Origin of the sequence: Streptomyces hundungensis (assembly GCF_003627815.1) — a bacterium.
GTDB classification, from domain to species: Bacteria; Actinomycetota; Actinomycetes; order Streptomycetales; family Streptomycetaceae; genus Streptomyces; species Streptomyces hundungensis_A.
In genome coordinates this window covers 6,563,924-6,584,349 of sequence record NZ_CP032698.1, presented here as the reverse complement: position 1 = coordinate 6,584,349, position 20,426 = coordinate 6,563,924, and the positions used below count along the sequence as shown (strand labels likewise).

21 protein-coding genes, 1 pseudogene and 1 riboswitch are annotated in these 20,426 nt (G+C 73.1%); of the genes and pseudogenes, 10 read left to right on the top strand and 12 right to left on the bottom strand.

The annotated features are described in order from the left end of the window. Positions 1 to 233: 233 nt before the first annotated feature. The 5 genes and pseudogenes from DWB77_RS29175 to DWB77_RS29155 all read left to right on the top strand — a co-directional run. Positions 234 to 1,214, top strand: a complete 981-nt coding sequence (locus tag DWB77_RS29175) for a DEDDh family exonuclease (RefSeq protein ID WP_120724627.1) — start codon at positions 234 to 236, stop codon at positions 1,212 to 1,214. Between the two features lie 53 nt (positions 1,215 to 1,267). Further along, positions 1,268 to 1,501: a hypothetical protein gene (locus DWB77_RS29170; RefSeq protein WP_114036065.1), complete on the top strand. Its 234-nt coding sequence runs from the start codon at positions 1,268 to 1,270 to the stop codon at positions 1,499 to 1,501. A 92-nt stretch (positions 1,502 to 1,593) separates the two neighbouring features. Continuing rightward, positions 1,594 to 2,385, top strand: coding sequence for an SURF1 family cytochrome oxidase biogenesis protein (locus tag DWB77_RS29165; RefSeq protein ID WP_120724625.1), 792 nt, complete (start codon positions 1,594 to 1,596; stop codon positions 2,383 to 2,385). Between the two features lie 30 nt (positions 2,386 to 2,415). Next, entirely contained in the window at positions 2,416 to 4,224 is a 1,809-nt protein-coding gene (locus tag DWB77_RS29160) for a glycoside hydrolase family 15 protein (RefSeq protein ID WP_120724623.1), read from the top strand. A 5-nt stretch (positions 4,225 to 4,229) separates the two neighbouring features. Continuing rightward, positions 4,230 to 4,979: pseudogene (locus tag DWB77_RS29155) on the top strand (SDR family oxidoreductase); the annotation flags it as partial. Positions 4,980 to 5,310: 331 nt separating this feature from the next. Here the strand turns inward: DWB77_RS29155 and amaP are convergent. The 5 genes from amaP to DWB77_RS29130 all read right to left on the bottom strand — a co-directional run bounded on the left by amaP (position 5,311) and on the right by DWB77_RS29130 (position 7,706). Continuing rightward, positions 5,311 to 5,889, bottom strand: coding sequence for an alkaline shock response membrane anchor protein AmaP (amaP, locus tag DWB77_RS29150; RefSeq protein WP_120724619.1), 579 nt, complete (start codon positions 5,887 to 5,889; stop codon positions 5,311 to 5,313). A gap of 3 nt (positions 5,890 to 5,892) precedes the next feature. Then, the gene (locus tag DWB77_RS29145) at positions 5,893 to 6,582 is read right to left on the bottom strand and encodes a DUF6286 domain-containing protein (protein WP_120724617.1); all 690 of its coding nucleotides are present in this window, start codon (positions 6,580 to 6,582) and stop codon (positions 5,893 to 5,895) included. Then, positions 6,579 to 6,926: an iron-sulfur cluster assembly protein gene (locus DWB77_RS29140; protein WP_120724615.1), complete on the bottom strand. Its 348-nt coding sequence runs from the start codon at positions 6,924 to 6,926 to the stop codon at positions 6,579 to 6,581. The genes DWB77_RS29145 and DWB77_RS29140 overlap by 4 nt, the downstream gene beginning before the upstream one ends. A gap of 3 nt (positions 6,927 to 6,929) precedes the next feature. Beyond that, complete coding sequence (locus tag DWB77_RS29135) at positions 6,930 to 7,121, bottom strand: hypothetical protein (protein ID WP_120724613.1); 192 nt, start codon at positions 7,119 to 7,121, stop codon at positions 6,930 to 6,932. Positions 7,122 to 7,202: 81 nt separating this feature from the next. Continuing rightward, positions 7,203 to 7,706 (bottom strand): Asp23/Gls24 family envelope stress response protein, encoded by a 504-nt coding sequence (locus DWB77_RS29130; RefSeq protein WP_120724611.1) that lies wholly within the window; start codon positions 7,704 to 7,706, stop codon positions 7,203 to 7,205. Positions 7,707 to 7,794: 88 nt separating this feature from the next. Between DWB77_RS29130 and DWB77_RS29125 the strand changes: the two genes are divergently transcribed. After that, positions 7,795 to 8,457 (top strand): hypothetical protein, encoded by a 663-nt coding sequence (locus DWB77_RS29125; RefSeq protein WP_246033676.1) that lies wholly within the window; start codon positions 7,795 to 7,797, stop codon positions 8,455 to 8,457. A 352-nt stretch (positions 8,458 to 8,809) separates the two neighbouring features. On the opposite strand, the gene DWB77_RS29120 is transcribed toward DWB77_RS29125, so the two are convergent. The 4 genes from DWB77_RS29120 to DWB77_RS29105 all read right to left on the bottom strand — a co-directional run bounded on the left by DWB77_RS29120 (position 8,810) and on the right by DWB77_RS29105 (position 12,868). Then, positions 8,810 to 9,610 (bottom strand): enoyl-CoA hydratase/isomerase family protein, encoded by an 801-nt coding sequence (locus tag DWB77_RS29120; protein ID WP_120724607.1) that lies wholly within the window; start codon positions 9,608 to 9,610, stop codon positions 8,810 to 8,812. Positions 9,611 to 9,758: 148 nt separating this feature from the next. Further along, positions 9,759 to 9,980: a helix-turn-helix domain-containing protein gene (locus tag DWB77_RS29115; protein ID WP_216826872.1), complete on the bottom strand. Its 222-nt coding sequence runs from the start codon at positions 9,978 to 9,980 to the stop codon at positions 9,759 to 9,761. A gap of 386 nt (positions 9,981 to 10,366) precedes the next feature. After that, positions 10,367 to 11,965, bottom strand: coding sequence for an ABC-F family ATP-binding cassette domain-containing protein (locus DWB77_RS29110; protein ID WP_120724605.1), 1,599 nt, complete (start codon positions 11,963 to 11,965; stop codon positions 10,367 to 10,369). Between the two features lie 144 nt (positions 11,966 to 12,109). Continuing rightward, complete coding sequence (locus tag DWB77_RS29105) at positions 12,110 to 12,868, bottom strand: hypothetical protein (RefSeq protein WP_120724604.1); 759 nt, start codon at positions 12,866 to 12,868, stop codon at positions 12,110 to 12,112. 146 nt (positions 12,869 to 13,014) lie between these two features. Here DWB77_RS29105 and ypfJ point away from each other — a divergent pair, with 146 nt between their 5' ends. Further along, positions 13,015 to 13,905 carry a KPN_02809 family neutral zinc metallopeptidase gene (gene ypfJ / locus DWB77_RS29100; protein ID WP_120724602.1) on the top strand — a complete coding sequence of 297 codons (891 nt, stop codon included), beginning with the start codon at positions 13,015 to 13,017 and terminating at the stop codon, positions 13,903 to 13,905. Between the two features lie 38 nt (positions 13,906 to 13,943). Here ypfJ and DWB77_RS29095 read toward each other — a convergent pair whose 3' ends face one another. The 3 genes from DWB77_RS29095 to DWB77_RS29085 form a co-directional block, all read right to left on the bottom strand. Beyond that, the gene (locus DWB77_RS29095; protein ID WP_174248641.1) at positions 13,944 to 15,287 is read right to left on the bottom strand and encodes a hypothetical protein; all 1,344 of its coding nucleotides are present in this window, start codon (positions 15,285 to 15,287) and stop codon (positions 13,944 to 13,946) included. 372 nt (positions 15,288 to 15,659) lie between these two features. Continuing rightward, positions 15,660 to 16,787, bottom strand: a complete 1,128-nt coding sequence (locus DWB77_RS29090) for an alpha/beta hydrolase (RefSeq protein ID WP_120724599.1) — start codon at positions 16,785 to 16,787, stop codon at positions 15,660 to 15,662. Between the two features lie 140 nt (positions 16,788 to 16,927). Next, positions 16,928 to 17,581, bottom strand: a complete 654-nt coding sequence (locus tag DWB77_RS29085) for a class II aldolase/adducin family protein (protein WP_120724597.1) — start codon at positions 17,579 to 17,581, stop codon at positions 16,928 to 16,930. Between the two features lie 105 nt (positions 17,582 to 17,686). Between DWB77_RS29085 and DWB77_RS29080 the strand changes: the two genes are divergently transcribed. The 3 genes from DWB77_RS29080 to DWB77_RS29070 all read left to right on the top strand — a co-directional run bounded on the left by DWB77_RS29080 (position 17,687) and on the right by DWB77_RS29070 (position 20,136). Further along, a complete protein-coding gene (locus DWB77_RS29080; RefSeq protein WP_120724595.1) occupies positions 17,687 to 18,466 on the top strand; it encodes a lysozyme in 780 nt (259 codons plus the stop codon). Between the two features lie 141 nt (positions 18,467 to 18,607). Beyond that, entirely contained in the window at positions 18,608 to 19,873 is a 1,266-nt protein-coding gene (locus tag DWB77_RS29075) for an inorganic phosphate transporter (RefSeq protein ID WP_120724593.1), read from the top strand. A gap of 32 nt (positions 19,874 to 19,905) precedes the next feature. Then, positions 19,906 to 20,136 carry a hypothetical protein gene (locus DWB77_RS29070; protein WP_120724591.1) on the top strand — a complete coding sequence of 77 codons (231 nt, stop codon included), beginning with the start codon at positions 19,906 to 19,908 and terminating at the stop codon, positions 20,134 to 20,136. A 101-nt stretch (positions 20,137 to 20,237) separates the two neighbouring features. Next, positions 20,238 to 20,376, top strand: a riboswitch (cobalamin riboswitch). Positions 20,377 to 20,426: the final 50 nt, after the last annotated feature.

Here is a 20,426-nt window from a genome sequence, read left to right as displayed (position 1 = left end):
GAGCGGACGAGAGGGGCGCGCGGGGCTCGTCCCGACCGCCCCCGGGCCGCCGGGTGGTGTGGCCCGGCCCTCATCCCGACACCCGAGGGGGTGGCTTCCGCGCGGTCCGTCGGCCACCCATATCGGCTGTTCCGGGCGCCAGTTGGGGCACCCGGCCCGGCGGGAGCCGACCCCGTGCGCCCCGTCACGACCCCGGGCGCGGCCCGCGCTGTCAGTGCGGGCCCGTATTCTCTGTGACCATGCTCGACGACCTGACGACAGCAGCGACGTGGCCGACCGCCTACCCACCGGGGTACGCGGTCGTCGACGTCGAGACCACCGGCCTCGCCCGCGACGACCGGATAATCTCGGCTGCCGTCTACCGGCTCGACGCGCAGGGCAACGTCGAGGACCACTGGTACACCCTGGTCAACCCCGAGCGCGACCCCGGCCCGGTCTGGATCCACGGGCTGACCAGTGACGTGCTCGAAGGCGCCCCCCTCTTCCCGGAGGTCGCCGAGGAGTTCGCGGCGCGGCTCGACGGACGGGTCCTGGTCGCGCACAACGCGATCTTCGACTGGCAGATGATCGCCCGCGAGTACGCGCGGGCCACCCGCACCGCACCGGTCAAGCAGCGGCTGTGCACCATCGCCCTGTCCAAGGAGCTGGCGCTGCCGCTGCCCAATCACAAACTGGAGTCGCTCGCCGCGCACTTCGGCGTCGTGCAGCAGCGCGCGCACCACGCGCTCGACGACGCGCGGGTGCTTGCCGAGGCGTTCCGGCCGAGCCTGCACGCGGCGGCGGCCGGCGGGGTGCGTCTGCCGCTGCTCGAATGCCGCCCGCTCACCGAGTGGACGGAATCCCCCGCGACCCCCCGCATCGGCTACCAGGCCTCCTACCGCGGCGGCTCGGGCACCTGGCGCGCCTCGCGCAAACGCCCCGCCTGCCCGTACCCCAACCCGGGGCGCTACGAGCCGGACCGGCCGCTCAAGCAGGGCATGCGGGTGGCGTTCTCGGGCGACACCTCCGTCGACCGCGAGCTCCTGGAGGACCGGGCCGTCGAGGCGGGGCTGCACGTGGCGACCAGCGTCTCGCGCCTCACCAGCCTGCTGGTCACCAACGATCCCGACTCGGCCACCTCCAAGACCGTCAAGGCGAAGTCGTTCGGCACGCCGGTCGTCGACGAGGCCGCCTTCACCCAACTGCTGCGGGACGTGACACCGGCAGACGGGTGAGTGCCGGGCGCGGCGCCCACCGCCCGCGCCGCCCAGAGCCCACCCTGTGGCGCATGGCACGTTGCGAGGTCTGCGGAAACGACTACGGGATGTCCTTCGAGGTGCACGCGCAGGGCGCGGTGCACGTCTTCGACTGCTTCTCGTGCGCCATCCACCGCATGGCGCCCATCTGTGAACACTGCCGGGTCCAGATCATCGGCCAGGGGGTCGAGGTCGAGGGCGCGTGGTACTGCGGAGCGCACTGCGCCCGCGCGGAGGGAAAGGCGGGCATCGTCGACAAGGTCTGACCACCCCCTCCCCCCTCCTTCCCGCCGCCCCACCCGGCACTTCCCGCCACCCCACGCGGCGCACCCCATGACCCGAGTTGTACGGTCATGGGGTGTACCGCTTCCTGTTGTCCCGGCAGTGGGTGCTCGTCACCCTCCTGGCCCTGGCTCTCATCCCCACGATGATCGAGCTGGGCTTCTGGCAGCTGCACCGGCACGAGCACAAGGTCGCCCAGAACACGATCATCGCCGACAACCTGAAGTCCCGGCCGGTCCCGGTGACCGACCTCACTTCCCCCGGCCACACCGTCCCGCACGCGGACTACTGGCGCCGGGTCACCGCCACCGGCAGCTACGACACCGCGCACGAGGTCGTCGTGCGGCGCAGGACCGCGGCCGACGGCCGGGTCGGCTACCACGTGCTCACCCCGTTCGTCCTCGACGGTGGCGGCCCGACCGTACTGGTCAACCGGGGCTGGATCGCCGACAACGGCAACCAGAGCTCCTTCCCCAGGATCCCCCCGCCGCCCGCCGGAAAGGTCACCGTCACCGGCCGCCTGATGGCCGACCAGACCACCGCGGCCAGCGGCATCAAGGACGTCAAGGGCCTGCCGCCCCGCCAGGTCATGCTGATCAGCAGCGCCCAGCAGGCGAAGGCCCTCGGGCGTACCGTCCTTGGCGGCTACATCGAGCAGACCGGGCCCGAACCCGTCGACGGCTCCCCCGAGCTGATCCCGGCCCCCGACGACAGTTCGATCGGCCCGCACATGGCGTACGCCGTCCAGTGGTGGCTGTTCTCGGCCGCGGTGCCGGTGGGCTGGTTCATCCTCGTACGGCGTGAGAAGCAGGAGCGCCAGGCCGCGGCCGCCGCGCCGGTGGTGGCGCCCGAGCCCGCGACTGCTTAGCGAATTGTCCGGCCGGGAAGACGCCTTGGCGTGACCCAACGTACTCAACGCATCGAGGACTACGCCCTCATCGGCGATCTCCAGACCGCGGCCCTGGTCGGCCGCGACGGATCCGTCGACTGGCTCTGTCTGCCCCGGTTCGACTCCGCCGCCTGCTTCACCGCGCTGCTCGGTGACGAGGACAACGGCCACTGGCGGATCGCCCCCACCGAGGCCGGCCTCTTCGGGCAGTGTTCCCGGCGCGCCTATCTGGATGATTCGCTCATCCTGGAGACCTACTGGGAGACGCGTTCCGGCACGGTGAAGGTCATCGACTTCATGCCGCAGCGCGACACGGCGCCCGACGTCGTGCGCATCGTGGAGGGGGTCAGCGGCACCGTCGAGATGTCGTCGGTCCTTCGGCTGCGCTTCGACTACGGCCATGTGGTGCCGTGGATGCGGCGCTCGGACGGGCACCGGGTGGCGATCGCGGGCCCCGACTCGGTGTGGCTGCGCAGCGAACCCGAGGTCAAGACGTGGGGCCAGCACATGAGTACGCGCTCCTCGTTCACCGTCGACAAAGGGGAGAAGGTCGCCTTCGTCCTCACCTGGCACCCCTCGCACGAACCGCGCCCCGACCTCATCGACCCGCACGAGGCGCTGGAGCAGTCCCTCGCCGACTGGCGGGAGTGGGCGGCCCGCTGCCGCTACCAGGGGCCCTACCGGGAAGCCGTGATCCGCTCCCTGATCACCCTCAAGGCGCTCACCTTCGCCCCCACCGGCGGCATCGTGGCGGCCCCCACCACCTCGCTGCCCGAAGAGCTCGGCGGCATCCGCAACTGGGACTACCGCTACTGCTGGCTGCGCGACTCCACCCTCACCCTCGAAGCGCTGCTCTCGGCCGGCTATCTGGACGAGGCGGCGCAGTGGCGTGACTGGCTGCTGCGCGCCGTCGCCGGGGACCCCGCCGACCTCCAGATCATGTACGGCCTGTCGGGCGAGCGCAGGCTCCCCGAGGTCGAACTGCCGTGGCTGAAAGGCCACTTGGAATCCGCGCCGGTACGGATCGGCAACGCGGCCGTCGAGCAGCTCCAGCTCGATGTGTACGGGGAAGTCATCGACTCGCTGTATCTGGCGCGCCAGGCGGGTCTGCACAGCGAGTCCCACGCCTGGAACCTCCAGCTCAGTCTGCTCGGCTTCCTGGAGGCGCGGTGGCGCGAACCCGACGAAGGCCTGTGGGAGGTGCGCGGGCCGCGCCGGCACTTCGTCCACTCCAAGGTGATGGCCTGGGTGGCCGCCGACCGCGCGGTCCGCACCCTGGAGGCGGAACCGGAGCTGCGCGGGGACGCCGCGCGCTGGCGCAAGATGCGCGACGAGGTCCACCGGGAGGTGTGCGAGAAGGGCTTCGACCCGGTCCGCAACACCTTCACCCAGGCGTACGGCTCGCAGGAGCTGGACGCGGCCACCCTGCTCATCCCCCGGGTCGGCTTCCTGCCGCCGGACGATCCACGCGTGGTGGGTACCGTCGACGCGGTCGCCGCCGAGCTCGGCGGCAGCGGTTTCGTACGCCGCTACAGCACCGACGACACGACCGTGGACGGGCTCCCCGGCGACGAGGGCACCTTCCTGGTCTGCTCGTTCTGGCTGGCGGACGCGCTGCGCCTGACCGGCCGGGTGAAGGAGGCACGGGACCTGTTCGAGCGGCTCCTCACCCTGCGCAACGACGTGGGGCTGCTCGCCGAGGAGTACGACCCCGGGGCCGAGCGCCATCTCGGCAACTTTCCGCAGGCCTTCAGCCACATCGGCCTGGTCGCCACCGCCTGCGCACTGGAGCCGGACGGCGAGGACGAGGCAGGATAGGCGGCATGGATCTTGGACTGAAGGACCGTGTGTACGTCGTCACCGGGGCCTCGCGGGGCCTCGGCCTGGCGTCCGCCCGCGCACTCGTCGCCGACGGCGCGAAGGTTGTCGTCAGCGGCCGTGACGAGAAGACGCTCGCCGCGGCCGCCGCTGAACTCGGCCCCGGCGCACTCCCGTTGGCGTGTGACAACGCCGACCCGGCGTCGGCGGCCCTGCTGATCGCCACCGCGCGGCGGCACTTCGGGCGCTTCGACGGGGTGCTGATCAGTGTGGGCGGTCCGGCGCCGGGCTTCGTCGCGGACAACACCGACGAGCAGTGGCAGTCGGCCTTCGAGTCGGTGTTCCTCGGCGCGGTCCGTCTCGCCCGGGCGGCGGCCGAAGAGCTGGAGGAGGGCGGGGTGATCGGCTTCGTCCTGTCCGGCTCCGTCCACGAACCGATCCCCGGCCTGACCATCTCCAACGGCCTGCGCCCGGGCCTGGCGGGCTTCGCCAAATCCCTGGCCGACGAACTCGGGCCGCGCGGCATCCGCGTGGTGGGCCTCCTGCCGGCCCGCATCGACACCGACCGGGTACGCCAGCTCGACGAACTGTCCGGCGACGCGGAGGCGACTCGCGCGGCCAACGAGTCCCGCATTCCGCTGCGGCGCTACGGGGCGCCGGAGGAGTTCGGGCGGGTGGCGGCGTTTCTGCTGTCGCCTGCGGCGTCGTATTTGACCGGGGTGATGGTGCCGGTGGATGGGGGGGTCGGAGGGGGTTCTGAGGGGGTGCCCTCCGGGGGGCGGGGGGGCCGGGGGGGGAGCCGCCTGCCAACCGCGAAACGTGCGTGGCTGGGCGCGCAGTTCCCCGCGCCCCTTAAATGCTCGGTGCGGGCCAGCGTGGGCAACCTCAGCCCGTCCGGCGATTGAGGACGAGCGCCCTTAAGGCGCGAACGGGGTCTGGGGCAGAGCCCCAGGGCGCTCCCCTTTCGGCTGCGGATCGTGCGTGGCTGGGCGCGCAGTTCCCCGCGCCCCTAACTACTCGGTGCCGAGCGCCCTTTAGGCGCGGTGCGGGGTTTGGGGCGGAGCCCCAAGGAGGGGGGGGCCGGGGTTAGTTGACGCGGCGGGGGCGGTGTTTGACGGAGCGGAAGCGTACTTCCGCCGGCAGCTCCGCGAGCCCCGCCGAGTCCCGCGCATGCGCGAGCGTCTCCCCCTCGAGCCGCCCCAGCGCCTCCCCCGGCTGCGCATGCGGCTCAAGGAGCAGCGCGACCCGCGCGGCCGGCGCGGCCCGCCGGCCGACCAGTACGACCTGGGCCCGGGCCACCCCGTCAAGCCCCTCCGCCTCACCCGCGAGCACCGACTCAAGCGCCCGCCCCCGCAGCAGCGCCCCCTCCCCGTCCCCGGAGTCCACCAGGACCTCGGCGAGCCGGGCGCGACGGAGTTGGGCAAGCAGCCACCACAGGGCGAGCAGGACGGTGAGCGCGAGCACCGCGATCACGACCGGCCACCACCAGTCCTGCTCGTGCCAGCGGATGCGACGGGACCGGCTCAGGAGTACGTCGTGCTTGGTGCCCCAGGGCCACCAGGACGGCACGTCGAGGCCGAGTCCGGCGGCCAGGGCCGCACCGCCGGCGAGGAGCAGCACGAGCCCCGCGAGGCCGAGCACCACCCGGTTGACCGTCCTCAGCATGGCTCAGCCCTTCCGTTGTGGGCGGCTCACATGGACCGCGAGCCCGGGCGGCCCGGCAAGGCCCAGCTCCCGGATGCCCGCCCCCAGCGCCGCGTCCAAGTCGGCCCGTACGTCGTCGAGTTCACGAAAGTGCGACAGGGCCCGCACCACGACCCGGGTGCGCCCCATGCGGACCCGCGCCGACTGGATGCCGGCCACCTCCATCGCCCGGTCGCGCAGCACGAGCGCCGCCGCGTCCCGGTCGAGTCCGGCGCGTACGGCCGGTGACCGGCGCCGCATCGGCAGGATGCTGCGCAGACCGGGGGTGACCGCGAGCACGATCAGCCAGACGCCGAGCAGCGCGATGGCGCCCGCGCCGGCGAGGACCGCGATGTCGTCGACCGGGTGGTCGGCCAGCCAGCCGGCGAGCCCGGAGCGCCAGCGCATCGCCGAGCGGTGGGCCCGTACGGAGGCGACGTCGTAGAGGAGGAGGCCCGCGGCGGCCAGGATCAGCAGGGCGACCAGGCCCGAGGGCACGCGCCGCGTGGACCAGAAGCGCCCGGCCCGGCCGCCCGCGCCGTCCGCGAGGACCGGCACGGCGGCGTAGTCGGCGGCCGAGGCCGACTGGCCGAGCCCGGGTTCGTCCGCGTGGGCGCCCTGCTCGATCACGGGCAGCCGCTGGGTGTTGTGGTCGCCTTCGTACGGCTCGCTCATCGGATCCTCCCCCGGTTCCCGCCCGCGTCCGTCGCGTGCAGACGCTCGATCCGCACCGCCACTTCGGGCACCTCCATCCCCGCCAACGCCCGTACGCGCTCGGCGACTTGGCGGCGTACCGCGCCGCACTGGCCGCCGAGGTCGCCGGGGTAACCGAGTTCGACACTGACGTGTACCCGCGCCGAGTCGTGGTGAACGGTGACGGAGGCGCGAGGTGGGGCGCCGTTTTCGGGGACGTGGTCCAGGGCTTCCCTGGCCGCCCGTGCGGCGATCTTCGCCACCACCCGGTCGGCGATCCGGGTGGCTCCGCGCTCGGCGGGCTCGATCCGTGCGGCCACCGCCATGGGTCAGCGCCGCCGGTCGCCGCGGTCACGCGGGCGGAAGAAGTCTCCGGGGTCGAGGTCGCCGTCCACGAAGCGGCCCACCACGAAGCCGATGGCGCCGAGCGCCGCGATCAGCAGGAAGGCCCCGAATCCGCCGAAGTATCCGGCGAAGCCGAGTGCCATGCCGGCCATCAGACCCACCACCGCCATGCTCATGCCGAACTCCTCGGTTGGACGAATGCGTCGTGTCCGTGCTGGACCTGCGGCGAAGCCGTCAGGCGTTGCTTGCCGTACGCGTTACTGGAGGCGGGATTCCGGTTCCTCGTCCTCTTCGTCGGGCAGCTTCACATCGCTGACCGCGATGTTGACCTCGACGACCTCGAGTCCGGTCATCCGCTCGACGGCGGAGATGACGTTCTCCCGCACATCGCGGGCCACCTCGGCGATGGACACGCCGTACTCCACGACGATCTCCAGGTCGAGCGCGGTCTGCACCTCGCCGACCTCGGCCTTCACCCCGCGCGTGGCGGCTGACTTCCCTCCGCCCGGCACCCGGTCCCTGACCGCGCCGAACGTACGGGACAGGCCGCTGCCCATGGCGTGGACGCCCATGACGTCCCGCGCGGCGAGGCCGGCGATCTTCTCCACGACGCCGTCGGCGATGGTGGTGCGGCCCCGGCCTCCGGGGTCCGCCGCGCCGCCCCGCTTGGTCACGGAGGTCTTCTGGGCCTGGTCGGCCGCTTCGCCCGACGGTCCGTTCCCGGGGGCGCCGGGCCTGCGCTGTGCGGTGGTGTCGCTCATGTAAGTTCGTCCCTTCGCGCTTGGACTCCATTGCCCACATTAAGTGCGGTTGCCCCGACTCGCGCCCTCGATGCGGCAGGCTGGGGGAATGACGGGTGATGCGTGGAGCGCCGGGGTACGCCGCCGGCTGGGTCTGGGTCGACTACTCGCGCTGGGCGGTCCGCAGGACGGGGTGTGGATCTCCGAACGGGCGGCTGTCTCGGTGCTGGGGGCGGTGGCGGCGGCGCTGCCGGAGCTCGCCGTGACGTCGCTGCGGTTGGCGCCGGCGGACCCCGAGGGCCGGGCGGAGCCGTTGGTCCCGGCGCCCCCGAGCGCTCTGCCGCCGGGGCCGCTGCGGCTCACCGCGCGGCTGGAGGCGCTGGGCGGGCGGCCGCTGCCGGAGCTGACGGAAAGCCTGCGCGAGGCGTTGTTCGCGGCGGCGGACGCCCGGCTCGGCCTCGACGTCTCGGACGTCGATCTCCAGGTGACGGCCCTGGTGGACGCCCTTCCGGTTCCCCCGTTCGGCGGTCCCCCGCCCGGCCCAGCCGAGCCGCCCGCGACGAAGGCGGCGACGGCCGCGCTCACCACCCCCGGCGTGGCGCATCTGACGGCCGAGCTGGGCCCGCCGGTGCAGCTCACCGAGGACCACATCCGCGTGGAGCTGGCCACGACGGGCCACCCCCTGGAGGTGGCGCGCGCGGTACGGAACGCGGTGGCGCGGGCGGTGCCGGAGGCGGCCTCCGTCGGGGTCCTGGTCACCTGGGCGGGCTGACGGGCCGCGCGGGGCGAGGCCGGGCGGGGCGGCCCGGACAGGCGGGTCGGAAGGACGAGGCCGGGCCGGGCGGGGCGGCCCGGACAGGCGGGTCGGAAGGACGAGGCCGGGCCGGGCGGGGTGGCCCGGACAGGCGGGTCGGACAGGACGAGGCCGGGCCGGGCGAGCCGGGCCCCCGGGAGCAGGTCGTCGGTCGGCGAGGCCGAACAAGGCGCGCCGAGCCCCCGGGCGGGGCGCCAGTCGGCGAGGCCCGGCAGGGCCAGCCGAACAAGGCGCGGCGGGCCCCCGGAGCAGGTCGCCAGTCGGCGAGGGCGAGCCGAACAAGGCGCGCTGGGCCCCCGGGGGCGGGGCGTCAGTCGGCGAGGCCGGCCAGGTCGCGCAGGCGCCTGGCCTGGGCGGCCCGCTCGGCGACCCGCTGCTCCTCGTAGCCGCGCCCGCTCGCGCCGCGCAGCAGCGCCTTGGTCTCGACCACGGCGTCACGCGGCGCGGACAGCAGCGCACCCGCCAAGTCCCTTACGGCCGAGTCGAGTTCATCGGCGGGCACGGCGAGGTTGGCCAGGCCGACGCGCTCGGCCTCCTCGGCCCCGACGAACCGGCCGGTCGCGCAGATCTCCAGCGCGCGGGCGTATCCGACGAGCCCGACGAGCGGGTGGGTGCCGGTGAGGTCGGGGACGAGACCGAGGCTGGTCTCGCGCATGGCGAACTGCACGTCCTGCGCGACGACCCGGAGGTCGCAGGCGAGGGCGAGCTGGAAGCCGGCACCGATGGCGTGCCCCTGGACGGCCGCGATCGACACGATGTCGTTGCGGCGCCACCAGGTGAACGCCTCCTGGTACTCGGCGATGACCGCGTCGAGTTCCGCGTCGGAACCGCGCGCGAGGTCGAGGAACGAGGGCTCGCCGTCGAAGCCTTCGGGGGTGAAGGCCTGGCGGTCGAGGCCGGCGGAGAAGGACTTGCCCTCGCCGCGCAGCACGACGACGCGCACGCTGCCCGGGAGCGACCGTCCGGCCTCTGTCAACGCCCGCCACAGAGCGGGAGACTGGGCGTTGCGCTTGGCCGGACGGGTCAGGGTCACCGTGGCGACCGCGTCGTCGACGGACAGCCGGACGCCGTCCTTGTCGAATACCTCATGTACGGATGCGGGCGTAGCCATGGGGCGCCTCCGGGTCAGTGGCCGTCAGTGAACGACCGCCTCGGCGGTCATTAAGTGACTGCACAGTAACCACCCGGTCGACCGCACGGCCGACCGGGTGGCCACCACCGGACCCGGGGGGCCACAGAAGCCGTCCGAACCGCCTCGGTCAGACCGAGGTGGCCTTCTTGCCCCGTGTCGCTCCGCCGCGTCCACGGAGAGTGACCCCGGACTCGCTGAGCATCCGGTGGACGAATCCGTAGGACCGGCCGGTTTCCTCGGCCAGCGCCCGGATGCTCGCACCGGAGTCGTACTTCTTCTTCAGGTCTGCCGCGAGCTTGTCGCGCGCGGCGCCGGTTACCCGGCTGCCCTTCTTCAGAGTCTCGGCCACCCGTGCCTCCTCATGGGAAGTGCGCTCTGGACTTCTCATGATCACCCCTTCCGCGCTTCCTGGCCACCCATTCGGCAAGGTCCGTCCAACAAGCTTGGGAGCCCGGATGGTGGACCGCGGGGGCGGAACCTCACATTCCGACTGGGCGCGGACATATCCCGGCCCGAAAGTCGAGACGAAGCGCCAGGTCAGCGCTGTGTTCCGGGTCACACACGGAAAAAGGCCCGTCCCGCAGGGGGCGGACCTTGATCGCGTACCGAACACACCGGGGGTACGAGACGCACTCACTCAGATTGAGGATCACGTCTGAGCCGAATGATCCAGAGCGAGTGGATCAGCGGATGGATCATCCACCGATCCCACCCCAGGACACCGGCCCGGGCCGGTCAGGCGAGGGCGACCAGGTCCGCGTAGTCCGGGCCCCACAGGTCCTCGACGCCGTCAGGCAGCAGGATGATGCGCTCGGGCTGGAGCGCCTCGACGGCGCCCTCGTCGTGGGTGACCAGGACGACGGCGCCCTTGTACGTCCGCAGCGCGCCGAGGATCTCCTCGCGGCTGGCCGGGTCCAGGTTGTTGGTCGGCTCGTCGAGCAGCAGGACGTTGGCGGACGAGACCACCAGGGTGGCGAGCGCGAGACGGGTCTTCTCGCCGCCGGACAGGACTCCGGCGGGCTTGTCGACGTCGTCCCCGGAGAAGAGGAACGAGCCGAGCGTCTTGCGGACCTCGACCAGGTCCAGGTCCGGCGCGGAGGAGCGCATGTTCTCCAGGACCGTGCGCTCCGGGTCGAGCGTCTCGTGCTCCTGGGCGTAGTAGCCCATCTTCAGGCCGTGGCCCGGGGTGACCTCGCCGGTGTCCGGCTTCTCGGCCCCGGCGAGCAGCCGCAGCAGGGTCGTCTTTCCGGCGCCGTTGAGGCCGAGGATGACGACCCGGGAGCCCTTGTCGATGGCCAGGTCGACATCGGTGAAGATCTCGAGCGAGCCGTACGACTTGGAGAGGCCCTCGGCGGTCAGCGGCGTCTTGCCGCAGGGCGCGGGGTCGGGGAAGCGCAGCTTGGCGACCTTGTCGGAGACGCGGACCGCCTCGAGGCCGGAGAGCAGCCGCTCGGCGCGCTTGGCCATGTTCTGCGCGGCGACGGTCTTGGTGGCCTTGGCCCGCATCTTGTCGGCCTGCGAGTTGAGGGCCGCGGCCTTCTTCTCGGCGTTCTGGCGCTCGCGCTTGCGGCGCTTCTCGTCGGCCTCGCGCTGCTGCTGGTAGAGCTTCCAGCCCATGTTGTAGACGTCGATCTGGGCGCGGTTGGCGTCCAGGTAGAAGACCTTGTTGACGACCGTCTCGACGAGGTCGACGTCGTGGGAGATCACGATGAAGCCGCCGCGGTACGTCTTGAGGTAGTCGCGCAGCCAGACGATGGAGTCGGCGTCGAGGTGGTTGGTCGGCTCGTCGAGCAGCAGGGTGTCGGCGTCCGAGAAGAGGATCCGGGCGAGCTCGATGCGGCGGCGCTGACCACCGGAGAGGGTGTGCAGCGGCTGGCCGAGCACCCGGTCGGGCAGGCCGAGGGCGGCGGCGATGGTGGCGGCCTCGGCCTCGGCGGCGTACCCGCCCTTGGTGAGGAACTCGGTCTCCAGGCGCTCGTACTTCTTCATCGCCTTCTCGCGCGTGGCGCCCTTGCCGTTCGCCATGCGCTCCTCGTTCTCGCGCATCTTGCGCAGCACCTCGTCGAGGCCGCGGGCGGACAGGACGCGGTCGCGGGCCAGCACCTCGAGGTCGCCGGTGCGCGGGTCCTGCGGCAGATAGCCGACCTCGCCCGAGCGCGTGATGGTGCCGGCGGCCGGGATGCCCTCACCGGCCAGGCACTTGGTGAGGGTGGTCTTGCCCGCGCCGTTGCGGCCGACCAGGCCGATGCGGTCGCCCTTGGCGACACGGAAGGAAGCGGACTCGATGAGGACTCGGGCGCCGGCGCGCAGCTCGATGCCGGTGGCGGTGATCACGGAAAGACTCCAGGGCGGTATGGACGGCGGACGGGACGTCATGAGGCGCCACGCGCGGCGCGTCCCCGAAGGGGGGCGGCGGGCGGCGGAGGGCGTGGAGGTCGACGCCGCCTAATGCACGAGGAGAATTGCCATGGGCCAATTCTAACTGGGCCGTGCAACCCGGTTTCCGCCGCCGTCCGCACGGCGCCCACCGGGGAGATCGTTGCCCAGCGGGGTGCGTCCGGGGGTGATCTCGCCGAGGTCGTCGACCGCGACCAGTTCCTGGCTCCAGGAGCGGGAGCCCCGGCACGGCCGCCCGAGCAGCAGCACCCCCGCGGTGTGCGCCGTGCGCGCCGGGTCGAAGGCGCATCCCTCGCGCGCGGGCAGCAGCCAGCGCAGATCGCCGTCGGCGGACCGAAAGGCGCTGATCCGCTCGGGGGTGACGACGGCCAGCATGGTGGCGTCCTCGTCGAGCGGCTGGAGCACCCCGGCGGCGCTGGCGGGCGAGGCGGCCAGCCAGGCGCCGAGGCCGGGCACCGCCCGATGCCAGCGGACCCGGCGCGCATCGCTGTCTCTACCGGTGCCGGTGCCGGTGTGCGTGCCCGTGTCCGTATGTGTGTCCGTGTCCGTGTCCGTGACCATGCCGTCGGCCCAGAGCGCGACGGTGTGGCCGGGCGCGCGGAACAGGGCGAGCGGCCGGCTGCCCCGCCTGTCGTACGTCCAGCGCGGCGCGCCGGTGCCCCGGTCGTACGCCTCGACGGCCGCGCCCCGGATCCGTACCTCCACCGGGCCGGTCGACGAGGTGGCGAAGTGGTGGAAGTGGTCGCCGTACGGGGCCCGGTCGGCGTGCTGGGCCGCGGTGACCAGCGGAAGAGCGAGTACGGCGGCGATCGCGGTCAGCGCGAGACGGGTCCGGTCCATGACGCGCCGAGCGTATCGGCCGGGGCAACAAAACAGGCGTAGCGCAATGACCTGTCCCATACTCGGGGTGACCTTTTGATACTCGGGGTGATCATGCGCGGCCCGGCCGCCCTGACCGCCCCGGTGGAACAGACGGTGGTGCGCCCATGCAGTTCGACGACGACGCCGGTCTGGACACCTCCGAGGTCAAGGACGAGCGGGGCGGGATCCCGGGGGGCCGGGCCACCGTCGGCGGCGGCATCGTCGGTGTCATCGCGCTGCTTCTGGGCCTGTTCTTCGGGGTGGGCCCGGAGCAGCTCGGCCTCTCCTCGGGCGACACCGCGCCGGGGGCGCGTTCGTCGTCGCAGGCCCAGGTGAACCAGAGCTGCCGCACCGGCTCGGACGCCAACACCAAGGACGACTGCCGCATCGTGGCGGTGGTCAACAGCGTGCAGGACTACTGGAGCCAGGAGCTTCCGCGGCGCGGCGGCAGGTACTCCCCCGCGCAGACGGTCTTCTTCACCGGCCGGGTCAACACCGCCTGCGGGGCGGCCACTTCGGCGGTCGGCCCCTTCTACTGCCCGGGTGACCGGCAGGTCTATCTCGACCTCGGCTTCTTCGACGAGCTGCGCACCAAGTTCGGCTCCAGCGGCGGCCCCTTCGCGCAGGCGTACGTGGTGGCGCACGAGTACGGCCACCACATCCAGAACCTGCTGGGCACCCTCCAGAAGTCGCAGGACGGGCGGCAGGGCGCCAACAGCAACGCGGTGAAGGTGGAGTTGCAGGCCGACTGCTACGCCGGGGTCTGGGCGCGCCACGCGACGACCACCCCGGACAAGGCCTCCGGTCGCCCGCTGATCTCCCGCCTCACCGACCAGGACATCAAGGACGGCCTGGACGCGGCGGCGGCCGTCGGGGACGACCGGATCCAGGAGAAGTTCCAGGGCCGGGTCACCCCGGAGACCTGGACGCACGGCTCGGCCCAGCAGCGCCAGCAGTGGTTCTACACGGGATACCGGACGGGCGACATGGCCCGCTGCGACACGTTCGCGCGGTGAGCCCGGGCCGCCGGGGGAGGCGGCCGCTACGCGCGTCGCTATACGGAACCGTTGTGCACCTGGAAGGCGGCGCGGCGGACCGCCTTGGCGAGGGCCGGGTCGGGGTGGGCGGCGGCGAGGGCGACCAGGACCTGCACGGTGCGCGGGTGGCCGACGGCCCGTACCTCGTCGAGCAGGGCCGGGACCGTGCCCTGCACCGCGGAGTCGAGGTGGCGTACGAGCAGTTCGCTCTCGCCGTGGTCGGCCACGGCGGCGGCCGTGTCGACCCACAGCCAGGTGGACTCCTCCCGGGTGAGCACGCCGAGGACGTCCTCCGGATCGCCGCCCTCGTGCTCGGCGAGCCAGAGCAGCGCGTAGGGGCGCAGGCACGTCTCCGTCGCGGCGGCGCGCACCGCGGCCTCGGCGGGCGCTCCCACCACGCGCAGCGCCTCGAAGGCGAGCCCGCGCAGCAGGGCGTCGTCGCCCCGGGCGACGTCGAGGAGCTCGGTGACGGCGCTGGTGACGGTGCGCGCGGCGGTCCAGGCGCGGTACTCGGCGCGGGCCGGCCCCGGGGTGAGCCCCGCGCAGCCGCGCAGCATGTCCTCGGCGGGCTGCTCGATGTTGCCGGCCGGGCTCTGGGCGGCGACGCAGATCTGCTCCAGCTTGACCCAGACCGCCCAGTTGCCGAGCGGGGTCAAGGTGGCCTGGCCCGGGCCGAGGACGAGGGCGCCGACCGCGGCGAGCCCGGTCAGGGCCCAGTCGAGCAGCGCGGGAAGGAGGGGCGGCAGGGACACCGGGTCGGCCGGCGGGCCCAGGGGCACCTCGCAGCGTTCCTCGCGGAGTTCGGCGACCCGCTGCCCGAGCAGGTCGAGCAGGGCCGGCATGAGCACGGGCCCGTTGGAGAGCTGGAGGAGCGAGAGGACCTGGGGGACGGCCTCGACCACCTCGGCGACCGCGGTCGGGGCGAAGTCCTCCGGCGCGGGGTGGACGAGGGACCACGCGTCGAACAGGGCGACCCAGCCGCGCAGCACGGCCGCGTCGTCGCGGTCCCAGGCGCGCATGCGCCAGCCCGGCCGCACGGTGGCGCCGTGCAGTTCGACGAGGCCCGCGAGTCGGGCCCGGTCCCAGCCGGCCCGCACCTGAGCGGGCGTCAGGCCCAGTGCGGCGGCGGCCCGCTCGGCGACCGGCGCGGGCAGCGGGCCCGGCCGGCCGGGGGCGGGGGCGGCGCCGCGGGCGCGCTCGGCCTCGGTCCAGCGGGCGACACGTACGGCGTCGGAGAGCACCGCTCTGGCCTGGCGGGCCAGTTCGGCGGCGGCGGGGGTGCCCGCGGGCGGGCGCGGGGCCGGCCGGGTGCGCCGGTCGGTCACGGCCCTGCGGGCGGCGGCAAGGGGTCGGGCTTGCATCGGGTGCGGAGCGCGGACAAGCCGCAGTCTGGAGTCGCGCGGCAACTTCTCATCAGGCTTCCGGGACGTCACGCATGCAGTCTTCCCGGTCACTGCCCGAAAGCCCAAACGGAACCGGCCGCCTTCGCCGGGCCCGAACGCCGGTCGGGGCCCGGTATCGGGGCGTGAGGACCCGGACGAACACACTCCGTGCCCGGACCGGAGGCCGAAGCGGAACCAGCCCCGCGCCGTCGGCGCAGGCCGCGGCCGACCGCCGGGTGGCCGGGAGTCGCCCCTTGGACGCACACCCACCGGTGACCGGTCGAAACTCCAAGCGGAATCAGCGGTGCTCGCCCGGGGCCGACGCAGCGTCACAGGGGAGCCGACGCGGCGTCACATGAGAGGGGTGAGAAAACGCCGCAGGGTTTCTTCGTAGACCGTCGGGTCGGCGTTCCACATCGAGGCGTGCGGCGCGTGCCGCACGGTGTGCAGGGTGACCAGGTCCGGCCGCCGGTCGGCCAGTTCGCGGGACGGACCCCAGGGCGCGAGCGTGTCGTCGGGGCCGTGGAAGAGCAGCGTCGGGACACGCAGTGCCCGGGGGTCGACGGCCTCCCTCAGCCGGTCGCCGTGGATGCCGGTGCGGCCCTGGGCCGCCCGGACGGCGAGCGGCAGCAGGGGGCCCGGAGTGTGGCGGGCCGCGGCGAGGGCCTTGAGGGTGAACTCCCAGTCCAGTACGGGCGAGTCGAGGACGATGCCCTCGATGCGGTCGCGCAGCGCGGAGCGGGTGGCGGCGTGCAGCGCCATCGTGGCGCCGGTGGACCAGCCGTGCAGGATGACGCGCCGGGCGCCGGAGCGCAGCGCGTAGCGGATCGCCGCGTCGACGTCACGCCACTCGGAGTCGCCGAGGTGACCGAGCCCGTCCGGGGAGCGGGGGGCGCCCTCGTCGCCGCGGTAGGCGAGGGCCAGCACGGGCAGCTGAGCGCGGTGCAGGAACTCCGCGATGTTCAGGGCGTGTTCACGGGTGGTGCCGAGGCCGTGCACCGCGATCACCCAGGTACTGCGGACCGCGGGCATCAACCAGGCGGGCAGCGGCCCGAGTTCGCCGGTGATCTCGATGTCCTGGTGGTCGAGGCCGAGGGCGGTGCTCGGGGTGCCGCGGTGCAGTTGCGGGGTGAACCGCACCCGGTCCCCCGCCACGAGCGCGCCGTGGGTGACCCGTTCCAGGCGGCGCACCACGGTGTCGGCGGTGTGCGGGGCGTCGTCGAGGATTTCGCCGACGACGGCGTGCGCCCCCTCGCCCTCCAGGCCGTACACCCCGGGCCGCAGCGCGGCGAGCGAACGGGTCAGGGTGATCCGGCCGGGGGCCGTGGCGTGCACGGTCAGCCGGGGGTCGGCGGGCAGCGGGCGGCCGGGCGCCGCCTTGAGCGCGGCGTCGCTGGCGTGGCGTCCGGCCACGATCGCTGCCGCCCCGACGCCGAGGAGTGTGGTGACGGCCGCTGCCGTCTTGGTTGCAGGACGCACTCGTACAGTCTCGGGGCGAGTGGGCCCGGATGCCAGTGGGCGGGGCCCATCGGGGGCGGGGCCAGGGCCGTTCGGGGCCGGAGTGTCCAAGGCCAGGGCTGTCCAGGGCCAGAGCTGTCCGGGGCCGGGCCGGCCCGGAGCTAGGGCTGTCCGTAGCCCCGCAGGCGCTCGGCGACCTCGTCGAGCTGGTCCCTGCTGAGCAGCGACGGCGCCCGGCCCGGCAGGGCGGAGGCGGTGAGCCAGAGTCGGCACATCCACTCCAGTTGAGCGGTGCGGTCGTAGGCCTGGGCCAGGCCGGTTCCGTAGGTGAGGGTCCCGTGGTTTCGCAGCAGGCACCCGGTGCGGTCCTCCAGGGCGCGCAGCATGTGCTCGGCCAGCTCCTCGCTGCCGTACAGGGCGTACGGGGCGACCCGGACCGGGCCGCCGAGCGCGGCCGTCATGTAGTGGACCAGGGGCAGTTCGGCGACCAGGGTGGAGACGGCGGTGGCGTGCACGGCGTGGGTGTGGACGACGGCCCGCGCGTCGGTGTGGCGGTACACGGCGAGGTGCATCGGGATCTCGCTGGTGGGCCGCAGCACGCCCCTGACCTGACGGCCTTCGAGGTCGACGGCGACGGTGTCGGCGGGGCCGAGCCGGTCGTAGGGGACGCCGGTCGGGGTGACCAGGACCAGGTCGCCGACGCGTACCGACACATTGCCCGAGGTGCCGACCACAAGACCCTCCGCGGCCGTCCTGCGCGCGGTGTCGATCAGTTCGGCCCATGCGGCGGCGATGGCCGCCTCGTCGTCGCTCATGCGGGCGATCCTGCCAGGCGGGGGCGGCCGGGACAGGGGGTGGGGCGCCACTCTTCGCTAGCCTCCGGGGGGTTTGTTCCGTACACATGAGTTTCGGGGGAATTGATGGCTCGTGATCGCGCCCGGCTGCCGCGTCGGGTCCGGGTGCGCGTGCGGGTCGCGCTCTCGGCGTTGCCGGCCTTGCTGGCGCTCGGATCCGCGGCGCTCGCGGTGCCGGCCGGGGCGAGCGCCGGACCGGCCGGCCACGACGTCTCCTCGCACCAGAGGAACGTCGACTGGGCCTCCGCGAAGAGCCGGGGAGCCTCCTTCGTCTATGTGAAGGCGACCGAGTCCACGTCGTACCGCAACCCCTACTTCGGACAGCAGTACGGCGGCGCCCGGCGGGCCGGACTGGTCCGGGGCGCCTACCACTTCGCGGTGCCCGACCAGTCCTCCGGCCGCGCCCAGGCCGACTACTTCGTACGCAACGGGGGCGGCTGGTCGGGCGACGGCTGGACGCTGCCGCCCGCCGTCGACCTGGAGCACAACCCGTACGGCAAGGACGCCAAGGGCGGCAGCGGCGCGCCGTGTTACGGACTGAGCCCGGCCGCGATGACCGACTGGATCGCCGGGTTCAGCGACGAGGTGCGGCTGCGCACCGGCCGCCGGCCGGTGATCTACACGACGACCCTCTGGTGGAACGAGTGCACCGGCCGCAGCCGGGCGTTCGGCGCGGACCACGCGCTGTGGCTGGCCCGGTACGCAGCCGCGCCGGGCGCGCTGCCGACGGGCTGGTCCTACTGGACGTTCTGGCAGCACGCCGGCGGCAGCGGGAGGCTGCCGGGTGACCAGAATCTCTTCTATGGGAGTTTTGCGCAGTTGAGGCGGTTCGCAACCGGGCGCTGAACGGCCCCGGCGCCCGGCAGGGAACAACAAAGGGGACAACAAGGGGCTACGGACACCGATGCGCCCGCCCCAGTTCACCTTCCGTTCATTCAGGTTACTTACGTTCGTCCCGCCACTGACGTCGAACGATTGCCTGGGTAAATGGAACACATCACGCTGCTGCTCGCGATTGTGATCGTGACAGCTCTAGTGTTCGATTTCACGAACGGTTTCCACGACACCGCCAACGCGATGGCCACGACCATCTCGACCGGCGCCCTGAAGCCCAAGACGGCGGTCGCCATGTCCGCCGCACTCAACCTGCTCGGCGCGTTCCTGTCGGTGGAGGTCGCCAAGACGATCTCCGGCGGGATCATCGACGAGAAGGGCATCCGCACCGAGGTCATCTTCGCGGCCCTGGTCGGTGCCATCCTCTGGAACCTGTTGACCTGGCTGCTCGGACTGCCCTCCAGCTCCTCGCACGCCCTGTTCGGCGGCCTCATCGGCGCCGCCGTGATGTCGGCGGGCTGGTCCTCGGTCAACGGCTCCACCGTCGTCACCAAGGTGCTGCTGCCCGCCGTCGCCGCACCGGTCGTCGCGGGCATCGCCGCGATGCTGGCCACCAAGCTCACGTACCGGATCAACCGGAACACCGACGAGAAGGCCACCGCCAAGGGCTACCGGGCCGGGCAGATCGCCTCGGCCGGCCTCGTCTCGCTGGCGCACGGCACCAACGACGCCCAGAAGACGATGGGCATCATCACCCTCGCCCTGGTCACCGGCGGGGTGCTGCACCCCGGTGCCAACCCCCCGCTGTGGGTCATCGTCTCGGCCGGCCTGGCCATCGCGATGGGCACCTACCTCGGCGGCTGGCGCATCATCCGCACCATGGGCAAGGGCCTGACCGAGCTCCGCCCGCCGCAGGGCTTCGCCGCTCAGACCGCCGCCGCCACCGTCATCCTGGCCTCCTCGCACATCGGCTTCTCGCTCTCCACCACCCAGGTCTGCTCGGGTTCGGTCATGGGCGCCGGAGTCGGCCGCAAGGGCGGGGTGGTCCGCTGGTCCACCGCGTCCCGGATGGCCGTCGCCTGGATCCTGACGCTGCCGGCCGCCGCACTCGTCGGCGCGGGCGCGGAGTTCCTCACCCAGCAGGGCCCCTGGGGCATCGCCGCCGTCGCCGTCCTTCTGATCGCCGGCTCGGGCACCATCTGGAAGCTGTCGCGCCGCCAGCCGGTCGACCACCACAACGTCACCGCGGACGAGATCGGCGAGGTCCCGCAGGCCGAGCCCGCCGGGGTCATCACCACCGCGATCGCCGCGGTCACCCCGCCGCCGACGCTGGCCGCCGCGACCGCCGGCCTCACAGCCACCATCCCGGCCCCTGCCCCGGTGGCCCCCGCCGACCCGCCCACCCCGGCGACGGTCTGACCCCGGTCCTCCGGCACAGCTAAGGAATCCTCATGCACATCGACTGGGCAGCCCTCGGCTCCGTGTTCGGCGTCAGCCTCGCGGTGACCGTCGGCCTGGTGGGCCTGTTCACCCTCGGCATCGTGGGCCTCACCAAGCGGGAGGCCGCGGCCTCCGGCACCGGCAACCCCGGAAGCACGGCCGTGGCCCGCACGGGTGCGTACGCCTGCTTCGCGCTCTGCGCGGCGGCCGTCGCGTACGGGATCTTCCTGATCGTCGCCTGACCCACGGGCACCATCCGAACCGCCCTCCGGCCCGCGCCGGAGGGCGGTCGCATGCCCGGCCGCACGCTCTCTCGCGCCGCAGGTCAACGGCAAGTTGACGGGTGTTCTCGGCGCGTGGTGGACTGCACCGGCCAGCTACGGCGGCAGAAGAGGAAGCCGGTGCGAATCCGGCGCGGTCCCGCCACTGTCACCGGGGAGAGATCCCCGTGAGCCAGGAACTCTCACCGCCGGTCACGTCGAACCAGGGCGCGGACACCCTGAGTGAGGACATACCGCCATGTGTGCCTGCC